Origin of the sequence: Streptomyces ficellus (assembly GCF_009739905.1) — a bacterium.
GTDB lineage: Bacteria > Actinomycetota > Actinomycetes > Streptomycetales > Streptomycetaceae > Streptomyces > Streptomyces ficellus_A.
Genome location: NZ_CP034279.1, coordinates 5,559,020 through 5,577,486, shown reverse-complemented (window position 1 = coordinate 5,577,486; position 18,467 = coordinate 5,559,020). Strand labels below are relative to the sequence as shown.

Annotated in this window: 15 protein-coding genes; 4 read left to right on the top strand and 11 right to left on the bottom strand. The window is 73.6% G+C overall.

Annotated elements, in window-relative coordinates; genetic code table 11:
* Positions 1-17: 17 nt before the first annotated feature.
* Complete coding sequence (gene pyk / locus EIZ62_RS24935) at positions 18-1,448, bottom strand: pyruvate kinase (protein ID WP_156694920.1); 1,431 nt, start codon at positions 1,446-1,448, stop codon at positions 18-20.
* A gap of 168 nt (positions 1,449-1,616) precedes the next feature.
* Positions 1,617-2,372: an SIMPL domain-containing protein gene (locus EIZ62_RS24930; protein WP_156694919.1), complete on the bottom strand. Its 756-nt coding sequence runs from the start codon at positions 2,370-2,372 to the stop codon at positions 1,617-1,619.
* A 137-nt stretch (positions 2,373-2,509) separates the two neighbouring features.
* Between EIZ62_RS24930 and EIZ62_RS24925 the strand changes: the two genes are divergently transcribed.
* Positions 2,510-4,294 (top strand): bifunctional metallophosphatase/5'-nucleotidase, encoded by a 1,785-nt coding sequence (locus EIZ62_RS24925; protein ID WP_156694918.1) that lies wholly within the window; start codon positions 2,510-2,512, stop codon positions 4,292-4,294.
* On the opposite strand, the gene EIZ62_RS24920 is transcribed toward EIZ62_RS24925, so the two are convergent.
* The 5 genes from EIZ62_RS24920 to EIZ62_RS24900 all read right to left on the bottom strand — a co-directional run bounded on the left by EIZ62_RS24920 (position 4,291) and on the right by EIZ62_RS24900 (position 11,396).
* The gene (locus tag EIZ62_RS24920) at positions 4,291-5,754 is read right to left on the bottom strand and encodes a lysine N(6)-hydroxylase/L-ornithine N(5)-oxygenase family protein (protein ID WP_156694917.1); all 1,464 of its coding nucleotides are present in this window, start codon (positions 5,752-5,754) and stop codon (positions 4,291-4,293) included. The genes EIZ62_RS24925 and EIZ62_RS24920 overlap by 4 nt on opposite strands.
* Positions 5,751-7,220: a pyridoxal phosphate-dependent decarboxylase family protein gene (locus tag EIZ62_RS24915; RefSeq protein WP_156694916.1), complete on the bottom strand. Its 1,470-nt coding sequence runs from the start codon at positions 7,218-7,220 to the stop codon at positions 5,751-5,753. Before EIZ62_RS24915 ends, EIZ62_RS24920 begins: the two co-directional genes overlap by 4 nt.
* A 390-nt stretch (positions 7,221-7,610) precedes the next feature.
* Entirely contained in the window at positions 7,611-10,094 is a 2,484-nt protein-coding gene (pepN, locus tag EIZ62_RS24910; protein WP_156694915.1) for an aminopeptidase N, read from the bottom strand.
* A gap of 85 nt (positions 10,095-10,179) precedes the next feature.
* Entirely contained in the window at positions 10,180-10,497 is a 318-nt protein-coding gene (locus EIZ62_RS24905; RefSeq protein WP_156694914.1) for a chorismate mutase, read from the bottom strand.
* Between the two features lie 11 nt (positions 10,498-10,508).
* Positions 10,509-11,396 (bottom strand): helix-turn-helix domain-containing protein, encoded by an 888-nt coding sequence (locus EIZ62_RS24900; RefSeq protein WP_156694913.1) that lies wholly within the window; start codon positions 11,394-11,396, stop codon positions 10,509-10,511.
* A gap of 165 nt (positions 11,397-11,561) precedes the next feature.
* On the opposite strand from EIZ62_RS24900, the gene EIZ62_RS24895 reads away from it, so the two are divergent.
* A complete protein-coding gene (locus EIZ62_RS24895; RefSeq protein ID WP_156694912.1) occupies positions 11,562-13,376 on the top strand; it encodes a glycoside hydrolase family 35 protein in 1,815 nt (604 codons plus the stop codon).
* Here EIZ62_RS24895 and EIZ62_RS24890 read toward each other — a convergent pair.
* Complete coding sequence (locus EIZ62_RS24890) at positions 13,373-14,143, bottom strand: S1 family peptidase (RefSeq protein ID WP_156694911.1); 771 nt, start codon at positions 14,141-14,143, stop codon at positions 13,373-13,375. The two genes, EIZ62_RS24895 and EIZ62_RS24890, sit on opposite strands and share 4 nt — an antisense overlap.
* A gap of 225 nt (positions 14,144-14,368) precedes the next feature.
* On the opposite strand from EIZ62_RS24890, the gene EIZ62_RS24885 reads away from it, so the two are divergent.
* A complete protein-coding gene (locus EIZ62_RS24885; RefSeq protein ID WP_156694910.1) occupies positions 14,369-15,265 on the top strand; it encodes a hypothetical protein in 897 nt (298 codons plus the stop codon).
* Positions 15,266-15,315: 50 nt separating this feature from the next.
* On the opposite strand, the gene EIZ62_RS24880 is transcribed toward EIZ62_RS24885, so the two are convergent.
* The 3 genes from EIZ62_RS24880 to EIZ62_RS24870 all read right to left on the bottom strand — a co-directional run bounded on the left by EIZ62_RS24880 (position 15,316) and on the right by EIZ62_RS24870 (position 17,613).
* Positions 15,316-15,729: a guanyl-specific ribonuclease gene (locus tag EIZ62_RS24880; RefSeq protein ID WP_156694909.1), complete on the bottom strand. Its 414-nt coding sequence runs from the start codon at positions 15,727-15,729 to the stop codon at positions 15,316-15,318.
* Positions 15,730-15,911: 182 nt separating this feature from the next.
* Positions 15,912-16,847 carry an SDR family oxidoreductase gene (locus EIZ62_RS24875; protein WP_156694908.1) on the bottom strand — a complete coding sequence of 312 codons (936 nt, stop codon included), beginning with the start codon at positions 16,845-16,847 and terminating at the stop codon, positions 15,912-15,914.
* 1 nt (position 16,848) lies between these two features.
* Positions 16,849-17,613, bottom strand: a complete 765-nt coding sequence (locus tag EIZ62_RS24870; protein ID WP_156694907.1) for an SDR family oxidoreductase — start codon at positions 17,611-17,613, stop codon at positions 16,849-16,851.
* A gap of 64 nt (positions 17,614-17,677) precedes the next feature.
* Between EIZ62_RS24870 and EIZ62_RS24865 the strand changes: the two genes are divergently transcribed.
* Positions 17,678-18,448 (top strand): enoyl-CoA hydratase family protein, encoded by a 771-nt coding sequence (locus tag EIZ62_RS24865; protein WP_156694906.1) that lies wholly within the window; start codon positions 17,678-17,680, stop codon positions 18,446-18,448.
* Positions 18,449-18,467 lie beyond the last annotated feature (19 nt).

Below are 18,467 nucleotides of genomic sequence, written 5' to 3'. Positions count from 1 at the left end.
TTCACCCGTACCGGCGATCACGCCAGGGGCTCGCCGATGTGGTGGACGCGGACGAGGTTGGTGGAGCCGGAGACGCCGGGCGGGGAGCCTGCCGTGATGATGACGATGTCGCCCTTCCGGCAGCGCCCGATCCGCAGCAGGTGTTCGTCCACCTGGGCGACCATCGCGTCCGTCGAGTCGACGTGCGGGCCGAGGAAGGTCTCCACGCCCCAGGTGAGGTTGAGCTGGGAGCGGGTGGCCGGGTCCGGGGTGAAGGCGAGCAGCGGGATGGGTGAGCGGTAGCGGGAGAGGCGCCGGACGGTGTCGCCGGACTGGGTGAAGGCGACGAGGTACTTGGCGCCGAGGAAGTCGCCCATCTCGGCGGCCGCGCGGGCGACGGCGCCGCCCTGGGTGCGGGGCTTGTTGCGGTCGGTCAGCGGCGGGAGCCCCTTGGCGAGGACGTCCTCCTCGGCGGCCTCGACGATGCGGCTCATGGTGCGGACGGTCTCGACGGGGAAGCGGCCGACGCTGGTCTCGCCGGAGAGCATGACGGCGTCGGTGCCGTCGATGACGGCGTTGGCGACGTCGCTGGCCTCGGCGCGGGTGGGGCGGGAGTTGTCGATCATCGAGTCGAGCATCTGGGTGGCGACGATGACCGGCTTGGCGTTCCGCTTGGCGAGCTTGATGGCCCGCTTCTGGACGATCGGGACCTGCTCCAGGGGCATTTCGACGCCGAGGTCGCCGCGGGCGACCATGATGCCGTCGAAGGCGGCGACGATGTCGTCGATGTTGTCGACGGCCTGGGGCTTCTCGACCTTGGCGATGACGGGTACGCGGCGGCCCTCCTCGTCCATGACGCGGTGGACGTCCTCGATGTCGCGGCCGCTGCGGACGAAGGACAGGGCGATGATGTCGGCGCCGGTGCGCAGCGCCCAGCGGAGGTCTTCGACGTCCTTGTCCGAGAGGGCGGGGACGGAGACGGCGACGCCGGGGAGGTTGAGGCCCTTGTTGTCGGAGACCATGCCGCCTTCGAGGACGGTGGTGTGGACGCGGGGGCCGTCGACGGCGGTGACCTGGAGGGTGACGCGGCCGTCGTCGACGAGGATGCGTTCGCCGGGGGTGACGTCGGCGGCGAGGCCCTGGTAGGTGGTGCCGCAGGTGTGGCGGTCGCCCTGGACGCCGGGTTCGGTGGTGATGGTGAAGTCGTCGCCGCGTTCAAGGAGTACGGGTCCTTCGGCGAAGCGTCCGAGGCGGATCTTCGGGCCTTGAAGGTCGGCGAGGATGCCGACGCTGCGGCCGGTTTCGTCGGAGGCTTTGCGTACGTGCTGGTAGCGCTCCTCGTGGTCGGCGTAGGTGCCGTGGCTGAGGTTGAAGCGGGCGATGTCCATGCCGGCTTCGACCAGTGTCTTGATCTGGTCGTATGCATCGGTGGCTGGGCCCAGGGTGCAGACGATTTTGGCTCGGCGCATGGTTCGAGCCTATGGCTTACCGGTGGGTAGAGGCTTGGTCCCGCGTGGACGCCCAACAACCTTTCCATGAAGCCTTATTGACAAGTGTTGAATGTGTGCGGGGTGCTGCTCTGATGAGCGTCGGAGGCGGGTGCCGGAGGTGGCGTCAGGCGGCGTCAGGGGCGGGCGTCAGAGGCGGGGCGGATGCATGGTGAACCGGGCGTTCACCTGGGCGGTGACGATCTGCCGCTGCGGTTCGAGGTCGAGCGGCGGGGCCGCCTCCTCGGGTGTGGCGGCGCCGGCGAAGGCCATGCGGGCGCCGCCGACGGCGGGCGGGAGGTGGGGGGTGGCCGCTTCCGCGCCGAGATCGGCGAGTTCGACGAGGGCGGCGAGCCGGGTGCCGAGCGCTTCGGCGTACTCGCGGGCGCGTTGCACGGCTTCGCCGACGGCCTGGCGCCGGGCCTCGCCGTGGGCGGGCGAGTCGGGGCGCAGGGCCCACCAGGGGCCGTCGACGCTGGTGAGGTCGAGGTCGGCGAGGCGGGTGGTGAGTTCGCCGAGGGCGGTGAAGTCGGTGAGGTCGGCGGTGATGTGGACGCTGCCGTGGTGGGCGCGGACGCGTTCGGCCCGGCCGTGCCGGGTGAGTTCCGGGCTGACGGAGAACGTTCCGGTCCGGAGGTTCTCGACGGCGTCGCCGTAGCTCCGGAGGAGGTCGAGGACGGCGGTGTTGCGGCGGGTGAGGTCGTCGAGGGTGCCGCGCCGGTCGGTGCCGCGGGCGGTTACCGTGATGCCGATGCGGGCGATCTCGGGGTCGACCTCGAGGTGGGCCTCGCCGCGCACGGCGACGCGCGGGGCGTGCGGGGTTCCGTAGGGCAGGTCCGCGGGGCGGGGCGTGCCCTGGGGGGCGTCGGCGGGAAGGCCGCCGGGGTGGTCGGGGGTCGCGGTCATGGCGGGGGGCTCCTTCGCTCGGGCGGGTTCCCACTCTTCCGCAGGCGGTCACCGGATCGAAACCCTGTGGGGGCTGTTGCGGGGGGCGTGTCTGCGCCAGAATCTACGCGCGTCATGCACTGGACGAAGGAGATCACATGCCGCTGAATCGTAGGACGTTCCTGGGCACTTCGGCCGCGGCCGGGGCCGGCGTGGCGGTCGTCGGGGCGGTGGGCACGCCCGCGGCCGCGAAGCCCCGGACGAAGCGGTACTCCTTCACCGTGATGGGCACCACGGACCTGCACGGCAACGTCTTCAACTGGGACTACTTCACGGACAAGGAGTTCGACGACAAGGCCCACAACGACGTGGGCCTGGCGAAGATCTCCACGCTGGTGGACCGGGTGCGCGAGGAGAAGGGGCGCCGCAACACGCTTCTGATCGACGCGGGTGACACCATCCAGGGCACCCAGCTGTCGTACTACTACGCCAAGGTCGACCCGATCACCGCCCGGCGCGGCCCCGTCCACCCCATGGCGCAGGCGATGAACGCGATCGGCTACGACGCCGCCGCGCTCGGGAACCACGAGTTCAACTACGGCATACCCGTGCTGCGGAAGTTCCAGGAGCAGTGCGACTTCCCGCTGCTGGGCGCCAACGCGCTGGACGCGAAGACGCTGCGGCCGGCGTTCCCCCCGTACAGCATGCACCGGCTGTGCACGCCGCACGGGCGGGACGTGCGGGTGGCGGTGCTGGGGCTGACGAACCCGGGCATCGCGATCTGGGACAAGGCGAACGTCAGCGGCAGGATGGTGTTCCCGGGGCTGGAGGAGCAGGCCGCGAAGTGGGTGCCGAAGCTCCGTTCGATGGGCGCGGACGTCGTCATCGTGTCGGCGCACTCGGGGTCGAGCGGCACGTCGTCGTACGGCGACCAGCTCCCGTACATCGAGAACGCGGCGGCGCTGGTGGCCGAGCAGGTGCCCGGGATCGACGCGATCCTGGTGGGTCACGCGCACACGGAGATCCCCGAGTACCGGGTGGCGAACAAGAAGACGGGCAAGGACGTCGTCCTGTCGGAGCCCCTGAAGTGGGGGCAGCGGCTGACGCTGTTCGACTTCGACCTGGTGTGGTCGAAGGGCCGCTGGACGGTGGAGAAGGTCGGCGCGCAGGTGCTGAACTCCAACACCGTCGAGGAGGACCCGGAGATCGTCAAGCTGCTGGGCGACGAGCACGAGAAGGTCGTGGCGTACGTCAACCAGGTGATCGGTACGTCGACGGCGGTGATGTCGACGGCGGACGCGCCCTGGAAGGACGAGCCGATCATCGACCTGATCAACCACGTGCAGGCGGAGACGGTGAAGGCGGCGCTGGCGGGCGGCGAGTACGCGTCACTGCCGGTGCTGTCGCAGGCGTCCTGCTTCTCCCGTACGGCGAGGATCCCGGCCGGCGAGGTCACGATCAGGGACGCCGCGGGGCTGTACCCGTTCGAGAACACCCTGGAGGCGCGGCTGCTGACGGGCGCGCAGCTCAAGGACTACCTGGAGTTCTCGGCGCGGTACTACGTGCGGACGCCGGCGGGTGCGCCGGTGGACCCGGCGAAGCTGACCAACGCGGACGGGACGCCGGACTACAACTACGACGCGCTGTACGGGCTGTCGTACGAGATCGACATCGCGAAGCCGGCCGGTTCGCGGATCGTGAACCTGACGTTCCAGGGCAAGCCGCTGGACCCGGCCGCGCGGTTCGTGCTGGCGGTGAACAACTACCGGGCGTCCGGCGGCGGTGCGTTCCCGCACGTGGCGGGCGCCCAGCAGCTGTGGGCGAACTCGGACGAGATCCGCAACACGATCATCCAGTGGGTGAAGGCGCAGGGCACGGTCGACCCGGGCCGGTTCGCGTCGGTGGACTGGAAGCTGACCCGGGACGGCGTGCCGGTCTTCTAGGGAGTGTCCGGACTGACGGGGCGCGCGGTGCGCGCGGGGGGCGTCTGGCGGGGAATGCCGGGCGCCTCCTGGCGTTCCAGCCCGAAGGTGGTGAAGGCGGTGCGGCGGGGCAGTGGGTAGGGCTCCTTGCCGGTGAGGTGGTTGAGGATGGTGGCGCTGCGCCAGGCGGCGAGGCCCAGGTCGGGTGCGCCGACCCCGTGGGTGTGGGTCTCGGCGTTCTGTACGTAGACGGAGCCGGTGACGGACGGGTCGAGGACCATCCGGTGGTGGGCGTCGATCCGGGGCCGGTCTGCGGAGTCACGGCGCACGTAGGGGTCGAGGCCGGCGAGGATGCGGCCGAGGGGGCGTTCGCGGTAGCCGGTGGCGAGGACGACGGCGTCGGTGGTGAGGCGGGTCCGGGTGCCCTGCTGGATGTGTTCGAGGTGGAGCTCCACCTTGGTGGTGGCGAGGCGGCCGGCGGTGCGGACGCGTACTCCGGGGGTGAGGACGGCGTCGGGCCAGCCGCCGTGGAGGGTGCGGCGGTAGAGCTCGTCGTGGATCGCGCCGATGGTGTCGGCGTCGATGGCCTTGTGGAGTTGCCACTGGCGGGGGACGAGGCCCGCGCGCACCTGCTCGGGAAGCGCGTGGAAGTAGTGGGTGTAGTCGGGGGTGAAGTGTTCGAGCCCCAGCTTGCTGTACTCCATGGGGGCGAAGGCTTCGGTGCGGGTGAGCCAGTGGATCTTCTCGGCTCCGGCGGGGCGGGTGCGGAGGAGGTCGAGGAAGATCTCGGCGCCGGACTGGCCGGAGCCGATGACGGTGATGTGCTCGGCGGTGAGCAGCCGTTCGCGGTGGTGGAGGTAGTCGGCGGAGTGGATGACGGGGACGCTGGGCTGTTCGGCGAGCGGGCGCAGCGGTTCCGGGACGTGGGGTTCGGTGCCGACGCCGAGGGCGATGTGGCGGGTGTGGGTGCGGCCGAGGGCTTGGGCCTCGCCGTCCGCGTCGAGGTGGGTGTAGTCGACTTCGAACAGGTCGCGTTCGGGGTTCCAGCGGACGGCGTCGACCTGGTGGGCGAAGTGGAGGCTGGGGAGGTGGTCGCTGACCCAGCGGCAGTAGGCGTCGTACTCGGTGCGGTGGGTGTGGAACCGCTCGGCGAAGTAGAAGGGGTAGAGGCGGTCGCGGTCGCGGAGGTAGTTGAGGAACGACCAGCGGCTGGTGGGGTCGGCGAGGGTGACGAGGTCGGCGAGGAACGGCACTTGGAGGGTGGTGCCGTCGATGAGCTGGCCGGGGTGCCAGTGGAAGGCGGGGCGCTGCTCGTAGAAGGCGGTGGCGAGGCCACCGGGTACGCCGTGGGCGAGGGCGGCGAGGGAGAGGTTGAACGGGCCGATGCCGATGCCCACCAGGTCGTGGGGCTGGTCGTGGTCGCGCCGCGGGTCGCGCGTGGCGTCGCGGTCGGCGTCGCGCTCGGGTGTGCTGCCGGTCATCGGGTGGTGCTGCCTTCCACGAGTGCGGTGTGTGCGAGGAGTTCTTCGAGGTCGTCTGGGGTGGTGTGGGGGTTGAGCAGGGTGGCCTTGAGCCAGAGGCGGCCGTCCGCGTGGGCGCGCCCGAGGACGGCGTGGCCGTGGGTGAGGAGGTCGCGGCGGGTGGCGGCGACGGTCTCGTCGGTGGCGCCGGTGGGGCGGAAGAGGACGGTGGAGAGGGCGGGCCGCTGGTGGAGGTCGAGGCGGGGGTCCTTCTCGACGAGGTCGGCGAGCCGGCCGGCGGTGGCGCAGACGCGGTCGACCAGGTGGCCGAGGCCGGTGCGGCCCAGGGCGCGGAGGGTGACGGCGATCTTGAGGATGTCGGGGCGGCGGCTGGTGCGCGGGGAGCGGCCGAGGAGGTCGGGCAGCCCGGCGCGGGTGTCGTCGTCGGCGTTGAGGTAGGGCGCGGTGTGGCGCAGGGCGTCGAGCAGTGCCGTGTCGGGTACGGCGAGGAGGCCGGCGGCGACGGGCTGCCAGCCCAGTTTGTGCAGGTCGAGCGTGACGGTGCGGGCGCGGTCGAGACCGGCGAGGAGGTGGCGGCGGGTCTCGCTGAACAGGAGCGGTCCGCCGTAGGCGGCGTCGACGTGGAGGGTGGCGCCGTGGTCGTCGCACAGGTCGGCGATCTCGGGGAGCGGGTCGATGCTGCCGGTGTCGGTGGTGCCGGCGGTGGCGGTGACGAGGAGGGGGCCGCGGAGGTCGGTGAGGACGGCGGCGAGGGCGGTGAGGTCGATCGTGCCGTCGGGGGCGGGCACGGTGACGGGTTCGGGGAGCCCGAGGAGCCAGGCGGCGCGGTGGACGGAGTGGTGGGCGTTGGCGCCGCAGACCGTCTGGAGGGTGGGGCCGTGGTGTTCGCGGGCGAGGAGCAGCGCGAGCTGGTTGGACTCGGTCCCGCCGGTGGTGACCAGGGCGTCGGGGCGGTGCCCGGCGGGGTGGGTCTCGGCGGCGAGGGCGCGGGTGACGAGCTGTTCGAGCGCGGATGCGGCGGGGGCCTGGTCCCAGGAGTCCATGGACGGGTTGAGCGCGGAGGCGGCCAGGTCGGCGGCGGCCGCGAGGGCGAGCGGCGGGGTGTGGAGGTGGGCGGCGCACAGCGGGTGGGCGGGGTCCGCGGCGCCCCGGGCGAGGGCGGTGACCAGCGTGCGGAGGGCTTCCTCGGCGCCGGTGCCCGTGTCGGGCAGGACGTCGTGGCGGGGGTCGTGGCGGACCTCGTGGCCGGGGTCGCCCGCCTCGGTGGTGCCGTCGCGGAGCGCGGCGCGCAGCCGGGCGGCGACGTCCTCGGGGCCGCCGGGCGGGAGCGGCCCGCCGCGCGCGGTGGCGCCGTCCCGGAGGGCGGCGAGCACGGTGCCGACGAGGGGCCGCAGCGCGTCGGCGCCTCCGGGGCCTCCGGCGAGGGGCGGCGTGCTCCACGAGGTGCTCCACGGGCTGCTGCTCATGGGCCCAGCGTGACCCCGCTCGGCGGGGCGTGGTTGCGCCGCGGGGCGATCACAACCCGAAAGGGGGAAGGGGGGTGGCGGCGCGGCCCGGGCGTGCTATGGACGGCGGTCCGGGGGGTCCGGGGGTGCGCCGGGAGTCGCCCCGCACCCCCCACCGGCCCCGCCCGGGGCGGTCGAACGCGGCCGGGGCGGGGCGGGTTGGGACCCGGGCGGAGCGCGACCGGGCGGGCGGGGACCCGGGGCGGGACGTAACCCCTGGCGGGACAGAACCCCTTGCGGGACGCGACCGGGCGGGACGGGACCAGGCGGGCGCCCCGCCCGCCGCACCCGGGCGGCGGAGACGCTCCTGCACCGCCCCGCCCGCCGCGCCCGGGCGGGGGCCCGGGGCCGTCAGGCCTTGCGGACGCGCAGGGCGCGGCGGAGGTCGTCGACCTGGTCGGTGAGCTTGCGGTGCAGGGCGGGCAGGAGCGCGCCGGACTCCAGGTGCTGTTCGGCGAGGCGGAGGTGCGCGGCGTCGACGGCGTGTGCCGGGAAGGCGTAGCGGCCGGCCGCTTCCGCGATGGCCGGGCCGCGGCGGTCGGCGAGCGCGGTGGCGTCGGGGTAGAAGCGGGGCACGTACTCCCGTACCAGCTCGGCCTGTTCGGGCTGCCAGAAGCCCTGGGCGGTGGCGGTGAACAGGTAGTTGGAGAGGGTGTCGGAGGTGAACATGCCCTCCCAGGCGGCGGCCTTCGCCTCGGCGGTGGGCAGGGCGGCGCGGCAGCGGGCGGCGCCCTCCTGGCCGGTGGCGCTGGCGTCGCGGTCGAGTTCGGCGGCGATGGCGCTCTCGTCGGTGCCGCCGAGGACGGCGAGGCGGGTGAGGACGCGCCAGCGCAGCTCGGGGTCGAGTTCGGGGCCGCCGGGGACGCCGCCCTCGTCGAGCCAGCCGTGGAGGGTGCCCTGGCGGTCGGTGGTGTCGATGTAGTGGCGTACGGCGGTGAGGCGCAGCCCGGGGTCGCGGCCGTCCTCGGTGCGGCGGATGAGGTCGCGGGCGAGGTCGGTGAGCAGGGCGAGGGCGGCGGGGCGGTCGTCGGGGGTGACGTACCGGTCGGCGATGTGGGTGGAGGCGAAGCCGAGGACGCCCTGGACGATCGCGAGGTCGGTCTCCTCCGGGAGGTGGGCGCGGGCGGTCTCCAGGTAGGTGACGGGCTCCAGTTCGCCGTCGCGGACCATGTCGCGCAGGCCGTTCCACACGACGGCGCGGGTGAGGGCGTCGGGGATGCCGGAGAGGGTGCGCAGGGCGCGTTCCCCGGAGTGTTCGTCGAGGCGGAGCTTGGCGTAGGTGTGGTCGCCGTCGTTGAGGACGATCAGGGCGGGGCGCGGGCCGGGGAGGTGCGCCGGGGCGTCCTGCGGGACGTCGATCTCCAGCCGGTCGCGCAGGACGAGGCGCCTGCCGTCGGCGAGGTCGGGGTCGTAGACGCCGGCGGTGATGCGGTGGGGGCGGCTGCCGGTGCGGGTGACGGCGAGGGTGCCGGCGGCCGGGTCGTAGGCGGGGGTGAGGGTGTCGACGCCGGTGGTGCGCAGCCAGGCTTCGGCCCAGGCGTGGACGTCCCGGTCGGTCGCGGAGGCGAGGTTGTCGATGAAGTCGGCGAGGGTGGCGTTGCCGAACCGGTGGCGGGCGAAGTGGGCGTTGATGCCGGCGAGGAAGTCCTTCTCGCCGAGCCAGGCGACGAGCTGGCGGAGGGCGGAGGCGCCCTTGGCGTAGGAGATGCCGTCGAAGTTGAGCATCGCGGCGGCGGTGTCGGGGACGGCGTCGGGGTCGGGGGCGACGGGGTGGGTGGAGGGGCGCTGGTCGGCGTCGTACCCCCAGGCCTTGCGGGCGATGGCGAAGTCGACCCAGGTGTCGGGGTAGCGGCCGGTGGCCTCGTTGACGGTCTGGTAGCCCATGTACTCGGCGAAGGACTCGTTGAGCCAGATGTCGTCCCACCAGGTGAGGGTGACGAGGTCGCCGAACCACATGTGGGCCATCTCGTGGGCGATGACCATGGCGCGGGTCTGGCGTTCGGTGAGGGTGACGGCGGAGCGGTAGACGAACTCGTCGCGGAAGGTGACGAGGCCGGGGTTCTCCATGGCGCCGGCGTTGAACTCCGGGACGAAGGCCTGGTCGTAGGAGTCGAAGGGGTAGGGCTCGTCGAACTTCTCGTGGTAGCGGTCGAAGCACTGCCGGGTGACGTCGAGGATCTCGTCGGCGTCGGTGTCGAGGTGGGGGGCGAGGGAGCGGCGGCAGTGGATGCCGAAGGGCAGTCCGGCGTGCTCGGTGCGGATGGAGTGCCAGGGGCCGGCGGCGACGGCGACGAGGTAGGTGGAGATGCGGGGGGTGGTGGCGGCCTGCCAGCGTCCGTCGCCGTGGTGGGTGGTGACGCCGTTGGCGAGGACGGTCCAGCGGTCGGGGGCGGTGACGGTGACGTCGAAGACGGCCTTGAGGTCGGGCTGGTCGAAGGCGGCGAAGACGCGCTGGACGTCGTCCATGAACAGCTGGGTGTAGACGTACGTCTCGCCGTCGCTGGGGTCGGTGAAGCGGTGCATGCCCTCGCCGGTGCGGGAGTAGCGCATGGCGGCGTCGACGCGGAGGGTGTGCTCGCCCTCGGTGAGGGTGAGGTGCAGGCGGTTGCCGGCGAGGGCCTCGGGGTCGAGGTGCTCGCCGTCGAGGGTGACGGAGCGGAGGGTGACCGGCTTGAGCTCGACGAAGGTGGTCCCGGCGGTGCGGGCGGTGAAGTGGACGAGGGTGGTGGAGTCGAAGGTCTCTTCGCCGGTGGTCAGGTCGAGGTCGACCGTGTACCGGTGGACGTCGAGGAGCCGGGCTCGGGTCTGCGCTTCGTCGCGCGTCAGTACGGGCATGGGGCCATGCTGCCCGATGGGGTGGGTTCGGGGCACGGGGGTTCGGCTCAGGGCTGACCTGCGCCGCGGTGCGGGTCGGTGCGGGTCAGGGTGCGGGCGCCTCGCCGGCGATCGTCTCGTGGTGGCGGATCACCTCGGCGATGATGAAGTTCAGCAGCTTCTCCGCGAACGCCGGGTCGAGGTTGGCGCTCTCGGCGAGCTGCCGCAGCCGGGCGATCTGACGGGCCTCCCGGGCCGGGTCGGCCGGGGGCAGGTGGTGGCGGGCCTTGAGGTGGCCGACCTGCTGGGTGCATTTGAAGCGCTCGGCCAGCATGTGGACGACCGCCGCGTCGATGTTGTCGATGCTCTCGCGCAGCCGCGTCAGCTCGGCGCTCACGGTGGCCTCGGTCTCGCTGGTGCTCATGGTCAGCGAGCTTAGACGTGTCCCGTGATGATCGTCGGAGGGTGTTCGGCATCCGGGATCCGGGTGCTCCAGCCGCCCGGTACGGTACGGCCCTGCTGCGCGCGGAAGCGGACGGGGGCGGTGCCGACGCGGCGGGTGAAGAGGCGGGAGAAGTAGGCGGGGTCGTCGTAGCCGACGCGGCGGGCGACGGCGGCGACCGGCAGCTCGGTTGCGGCGAGCAGTTCCTTGGCGCGGCCCAGCCGGATGCCGAGCAGGTAGTCCTTGGGGCTGCAGCCGGCGCCCCGGCGGACCGCCGTGCGCAGCTCGGCCGGGGTCATGCCGTGCCGGGCGGCGTGTTCGGCGACCGTCAGGGGCCGGCAGGCGTCGCGGGCGAGGGCCTCCAGGACGAGGTCGCCGTCGGCGTTGGTGTCGGCGCGGGCCCTGCGCAGGGCGACCAGCAGTTCGTGTACGGCGGCGGACGTCTCGACCTCCAGGAGCGGGTTGCCCCTGCGGGCGGCGCGGGCGATGCGGCCGATGACGGAGCGGGGGCCGCCCGCATCGGCGAGCGGGACGACGGGCCGGTCCGGCTCGATGTGGCCGAGTTCGGTGTAGGTGGCGGTGACCGGTCCGGTGAAGTCGACGAAGCCCTCGTCCCAGCCGGTGCCCGGGTCGGGTGCGTAGTGGTGGGGGACGCCGGGGGTGAGCCAGAGCAGGGCGGGCGCGGTGACGGTGGTGCGCCGCCCGTCGGGGAACCGGTACCAGCCGCTGCCCGCGCTGATCACGACGGCGACGTGATGGTCGAGGGTGCGGGGGCCGACGGTGGGGAGGGTGCCGTGCTGGAGCCCGACGCCGAGGCAGACGAGGCCGAGGCGTCGGTGGAGCGGGCTGGGCGTGAAGAAGCGCATCCAGGTGTGGTACATCCCCGGCCTCCCCGGCGAATCGTTGCTGCGGGCCGCTCATGTCCAAACAGTGCCGATCTTTGTCCATGGACGCGCCGTCCGCCAGAGGCCGACGGTGGGCTGTGACGGGTCGTGGCGGATCGTGGCGGGTCACGGCCAGCGGCCGGTGGCCGGAGGGGCGGGATCGTGGCTTCGTTCGCGGTGGGTGACCGGGACTTTCTGCTGGACGGCAGGCCGGTGCGGGTGCTGTCGGGCGCGTTGCACTACTTCCGGGTGCACGAGGAGCAGTGGGGCCACCGGTTGTCGATGCTGCGGGCGATGGGCCTGAACTGCGTGGAGACGTACGTCCCTTGGAACCTGCACGAGCCGGAGGAGGGCCGCTACCGGGACGTGGCCGCCCTGGGGCGCTTCCTGGACGCGGTGCGGGAGGCGGGGCTGTGGGCGATCGTGCGGCCGGGCCCGTACATCTGCGCCGAGTGGGAGAACGGCGGGCTGCCGCACTGGCTGACGGGCGGCTTGGGGCGGCGGGTGCGGACGCGGGACGCCGGGTACCTGGCGCACGTCGACCGCTGGTTCCGCACGCTGCTGCCGCAGGTGGTGGCGCGGCAGATCGACCGCGGCGGCCCGGTGATCCTGGTGCAGGCGGAGAACGAGTACGGCAGTTACGGTTCGGACCGGGGCTACCTGCGGTACGTCGCGGACCTGCTTCGGGCGTGCGGGTTGAGCGTGCCGCTGTGCACGTCCGACGGGCCCGAGGACCACATGCTGACGGGCGGGTCGATCCCGGGGGTGCTGGCCACGGTGAACTTCGGGTCGGGGGCGCGGGCGGCGTTCGGGGCGCTGCGCCGGCACCGGCCGCGCGGGCCGCTGATGTGCATGGAGTTCTGGTGCGGCTGGTTCGGCCACTGGGGAGACGGGAGCACCGTGCGGGACGCGGAGGACGCGGCCGGGGCGCTGGCGGAGATCCTGGAGTGCGGGGCGTCGGTCAACGTCTACATGGCGCACGGCGGCACCAGTTTCGGTGGCTGGGCGGGTGCGAACCGGGCCGGCGCCCTGCACGACGGGGCGCTGGAGCCGACGGTGACGTCGTACGACTACGACGCGCCGGTCGACGAGGCGGGGTGGCCGACCGCGAAGTTCTGGGCGTTCCGGGCGGTGCTGGAGCGGTACGCGGACGGGCCGCTGCCGCCGGTGCCGGAGCCGCCCGCGCGGCTGGCGGGCCGGGTGCGGGCGGCGGTGCGCGCGTGGGCGCCGCTGGCGGAGGTGCTGGAGGTGCTGGGCGGCGAGGAGTGGGACGGGCCGGTGCCGCCGTCGTTCGAGGAGCTGGGCGTGGACCGGGGCCTGGTGCGCTACCGGCTCCGGGTCCCGGGGCCGCGCCGGGCGTACCCCTTGTCGGTGACGGGTCTGCGGGACCGGGCGGTGGTGTACGTGGACGGGGTCCGCGCGGGTGTGCTGGAGGCGGAGGACGCGGTGCTGGCCGCTCCGGTGGCGGGCCCGGCGGTGGTGGACCTGTGGGTGGAGTCGCTGGGCCGGGTCAACTACGGGCCGCGGCTCGGTGAGGGCAAGGGCGTCACGGGCGGTGTGCTGCACGAGCGGCAGTACCTGCACGGGGTACGGGCGCGGGGGCTGCGGCTGGACGCGTTCACCGCGGACGGGGTGGCGAAGGTGCCGTTCGCCCGCCCGGCGGGTGGTGGGCCGGGGGCGGACGGGGCGCCCGGGGCTCCGGGGCTCTACCGGGCCGTCGCGGAGGTGGCCGGCGCGGGGGACGCGGTGCTGGAACTGCCCGGCTGGACGCGGGGGTTCGTGTGGGTGAACGGGTTCTGCCTGGGCCGGTACTGGGAGGTGGGGCCGCAGGAGTCGCTGTTCGTGCCGGGGCCGGTGCTGCGGGAGGGGACGAACGAGGTGTGGGTGCTGGAGCTGGAGGGTGCCGGGACGTCCGTACGGCTGGCGGCGCGGCGAGAGGGGCAGGCCCCGCCGGGCCTGCCCCTCACCAGGTGCTAGAGGGTCGCCGCCGCGGACTTGATGGCGGAGGCGAAGGTGGACACCTCGGTGTACACGCCCGGGTAGTTCGGCCGGGCGCAGCCCTGGCCCCAGCTGACGATGCCGACCTGTATCCAGGCACCGGCGTTGTCGCGGCGGAACATGGGGCCGCCGGAGTCGCCCTGGCAGGTGTCGACGCCGCCCTGGGTGTAGCCGGCGCAGATCTCCTCGCCGGGCACGAGGTCGCCGCCGTACGACTGCTGGCAGGAGGCGTCGGAGACGAACGGCACGGTGGCCTTGCGCATGTAGCGCTGCTGGCCGCCGCCCTCGCGGGTGGCGCCCCAGCCGGCGACGGTGAAGGTGCCGCTGTTGTACGTGGTGTTGGTGGCGATGTTCAGGGTGGGCAGGTTGATGGGCCGGGCGAGCTTGATCAGGGCCCAGTCCTTGCCCTTGCCGTTGTAGCCGGGGGCCTGGAGGATCTTGGTGGAGCGGACCTTGATGGCACTGGCGCTCTGGAGGTCGACGACGCCGGCGGTGGCGGTGATGCTGGTGTTGTTTCCGGAGCCGCTGACGCAGTGGGCGGCGGTCAGCACGATCTGCTGGGTGAGCAGGGAGCCGCCGCAGCCCATGGAGAGCCTGACCATCCAGGGGAACTCGCCCTGGGAGGCCTGGGTGCCTCCGACGACCGGCTGGGGGGCGGCGGACGCGGAGGTGGGCTGGAGGCTGACGGCGGCGAGGGCGACGGCACCGGCCGCCGCGCATCTCTTGAGGGTACGAAGGAGATTCATGTGTCTGCCTTTCGTGGGGGGTTGTGCCGTGCGCACACGACGGCCCCCGTCAGAGGCAGCTCACTGACATGGGCCCGTCAAGGCGTGTCCCGGATTATCCGGACGTGATCGGCGTCACCACAAGGCGGCGTTTTCGGCCAATCACCGGCGGGCGCGCACCGGCACCCGGGCGCCGGACCGCTCGTACAGTGGAGGGAGGTCGACGTCGCACATGGGGGTAGGGACGTGGCGAACGGCAGCGAGGTCGTGCACGGCTACCCGCACCTGGACACCGTGCGGGCGGCGATCACGGCCCTGTACCGGCGGCTGACCCCGGAGGGGCTGTACGCGTACGCGGGCAGCGTCGTCCCGGCCGACGTGGCCTTCGCCGACCACGACGACCTGCACCTGGGCGCGCAGCGGGTGGCCCACGCGCTGGTGCGGCAGCTGCGGCTGCCGGACGCGCGGATGATCGTCGGCTTCCGGGAGATGACGCACGCGGCGAGCGTCGAACTCACGGCGGGCCCGGAGTACTTCATCGAGCTGAACGACCGGTTCCGGACGCACCGCCGGGACATCGGCGCGGCCCTCGCCCACGAGATCACCCATGTGCTGCTGCACCGGCTGGACCTGGGCTTCCCCGGCACGCGGGACAACGAGATCCTGACCGACACCGTGACGACGTACCTGGGGGCCGGCTGGCTGCTGCTGGACGCGTACCGCGAGGACGGGCTGACGAGCCAGAAGCTGGGCTACCTGACGCCGGAGGAGTTCGGGTACGTCCTGGCCAAGCGGGCGCTGGCGTTCGGCGAGGACCCGTCGCCGTGGTTCACCAGCCCGCAGGCGTACGTCGCGTACGGCGAGGGGCGGGCCGTGGCGCTGCGCGACGCGCGGCAGCCCCCGCTGACGGCGGCGGGCCGGGCAGGACGGCACCGGTACGCCAGGGACCGCCGCCACGCCCGGGACCACCCGGGGGCCCGCACCGGAGCGCCGTACGCCTTCGAGGCCGGCGGGGAACGGGACGCCGGGCTGCGCGTCTCGTTCCCCTGTCCGACCTGTCACCAGCGGATCCGGGTCCCGGTCCGGGGGCGGGTACGGGCCCGCTGCGGGCTGTGCCGCACGGTGCTGGAGTGCGACACCTGAGCCACCGGCACCGGCCGCGACCGGAACGGGCCCGGCCCCGGCACCGCGGTTCAGCAGCCGTGGTCGACGAGGTCGAACGACGCGTAGTGGTCGGCGGTGTAGTAGTCCTCGCGCTCGGCGTCGCCGGTGACGACGCGGCGGGCGCCCCGGTTGTCGGCGCCGGGGGTGGTGACCGTGTACTCGTGGTAGTAGCCGGTGGTCCGGCTCGGCAGGACGCCCTCGCGGTTCTGGAAGACGGTACCGTCCTGGGGGTACGGGAAGGGGCCGCCGGCGTCGATCAGGCGGAGGGTGTCGTGGGCCTGGGAGGGCAGGGCGGAGTAGCAGATCTCACCGACCGCGGTGACGGTCGTGAGGACGGCGGGCGCTGCGGGCGTGGCCGTGGGGGCGGCCGTGGCCGGTCCTGCGAGCAGGGTGGACAGCAGCGCGGCGGCGCCGATCAGGGTGAATCGTGGGGGGATTCGCATACGCCGATGATGACGCGTGTAGACGTGGGCACGTCAACGTCAAGTGGCGTGAATTCCCCGTTTGTTGACCGGTCGGACACGTAGACGGCGAGATGGTGAACGTCCTGTCCGCACGGGCGTTCACCCCCTCACCCGGACGGGTGGCCGGATGGGGGCGGCCCGGCGGCAGGAGCGCCTCCCCGTCACTCCGCCGCCGTGCCGTACACCGGGAGCGGCGGGACGGAGGCGGCCAGCAGCTCGCGGGCGGCCGCACCGGCTTCGGCGGGGGTCCAGCGGGCCGCCTTGTCGGCGGTGGGGCCGGGGCGCCAGCCGTCCATGACGGTGATGCGGCCCGCCTCCGCCTCGAAGACCCGGCCGGTGACCCCCGCGCTCGGCGCGCCCGAGCCGAGCCAGACGACGAGCGGGGAGACGTTCTCGGGGGCCATGGCGTCGAAGCCGCCGTCTCGGGGGGCGGCCATGGCGGCGGCGAAGGTGCGCTCGGTCATCCTGGTGCGGGCGGCCGGGGCGAGGGCGTTGACCTGGACCCCGTAGCGGCCCAGTTCGGCGGCGGCCACGAGGGTGAGCGCGAGGACACCGGCCTTGGCGGCGGCGTAGTTGCCCTGGCCGACGCTGCCGAGGAGCCCGGCGCCCGAGCTGGTGTTGACGATCCGGGCGTCGGGCCGGCGGCCCGCCCGGGTTTCGGCGCGCCAGTGCGCGGCGGCGTGCCGGAGGGGCAGGAAGTGGCCCTTGAGGTGGACGCGTACGACGGCGTCCCAGTCGTCCTCGCCGAGGTTGACGAGCATCCGGTCGCGCAGGAAGCCCGCGTTGTTGACGAGCGTGTCCAGCCGTCCGAAGGCGTCCAGGGCGGTGGTGACGAGGGAGGCGGCGCCGTCGGGGGTGGCGACGTCGCCGCCGTGCGCGACGGCCTCCCCGCCGGCGGCGCGGATCTCGTCGGCCACCCGCCGGGCGGGGCCGTCGGCCGCGGGCGTGCCGTCGAGGCCGACGCCCAGGTCGTTGACGACGACCCGGGCGCCCTCCGCGGCGAAGGCCAGCGCGTGGGCGCGGCCCAGCCCCCGGCCGGCGCCGGTGACGGCGACGACGCGGCCCGCGCAGAGTCCGGTGCTTCCGGGATCGCTCATGTCAGACCTCCTGATGGGCGTTCGCGGCGTCCAGGAAGGCGGGGCGTTCGCCGCCGCCGTGGACGAGGAGCGATGCTCCGGTGATGTACGCGGCGCGGGCGGAGGCGAGGAACACCGCCGCGTCGCCCACGTCCGACGGCTCGGCGAGCCGCCCCAGCGGGACGGTGCGGGCGACCGCGGCGACCCCGGTGTCGTCGCCGTAGTGCAGGTGGGCCAGTTCGGTGCGGACCATGCCGGGGACGACGGTGTTCACCCGTACCTCCGGCGCCCACTCCACGGCCATCGAGCGGGCCAGGTGCGCCAGGCCAGCCTTGGCCGCGCCGTAGGCCGTCGTGCCGGGCGAGGGCCGCGTGCCGCTGACGCTGCCGATCATGACGACCGAGCCGCGCGCGGCACGCAGGTGCTCGTACGCGGCGAGGGACGCCGTGAGCGGGGCGAGCAGGTTCAGGCCCACCACCCGGGCGTGCTGCTCGGTGGTCCCGTCCGCCAGCGGGCGGTACGGCGTGCCGCCCGCGTTGTTGACGAGCGTGTCGAGGCGGCCGTGTGTCGCGACCACGTCGGCGAAGAGGCGGCCCGCGGCGTCCGGTTCGCGCAGGTCGACGGCGTGGAACGCGGCGTACCGCCCCGCCGTTCCGACCGGCTCCGGGGGCGGCCGGCGGGCGCAGACCACGACATGGGCGCCCGCCGCCAGGAACGCCCGCGCGATGCCCGCGCCGACACCGCGCGTGCCGCCGGTGACGACCGCGACCCTCCCGTTTAGCTCCATCCGCTGCTACCTTCCACCAGAGCGCGCCTAACAAATGTTTGGTGGAAAGGTAGCTGATCCGCCCATGGGTGTCTCCACCACGAACCCGGACCGGGGCATCGCCCTCGTCACCGTCGACTTCCCGCCCGTCAACGCCCTTCCCGTACGGGGCTGGTACGAGCTCGCCGACGCCCTGCGCGCCGCGGGGCACGACCCGGCCGTCCGCTGCGTGGTGCTGGCGGCCGCCGGGCGGGGCTTCAACGCGGGCGTCGACATCAAGGAGTTGCAGGCGGACACCCCCGACCGCCGGGCGCTCATCGGGGTGAACCGGGCCTGCGCCGAGGCGTTCACGGCCGTCTACGAGTGCGAGGTGCCGGTCGTCGCGGCGGTGCACGGGTTCTGCCTGGGCGGCGGGGTCGGGCTCGCCGGCAACGCGGACGCGATCGTCGCCTGCGACGACGCCGTCTTCGGGCTGCCCGAACTCGACCGGGGCGCGCTCGGTGCGGCCACCCACCTGGCCCGCCTGGTGCCCCAGCACCTGATGCGGACGCTGTACTACACCTCGCGCACGGTCGCCGCCGCCGAACTGCACGCCCACGGGTCGGTGTGGCGGGTCGTGCCGTGCCGGGAACTCCCCCGCGCCGCGCTCGGCCTGGCGCGGGACATCGCCCGCAAGGACGGCGGACTGCTGCGGCTCGCCAAGGCCGCCATCAACGGCATCGACCCCGTCGACGTACGCCGCAGCTACCGCTTCGAGCAGGGCTTCACCTTCGAGGCGAGCCTCGGCGGCGTCGCCGACCGCGTACGCGACAGCTTCGGGAAGCCCGACACCTCCGGGAAGGAGGCGACGTCTTGACCATCACCACCGACAAGAC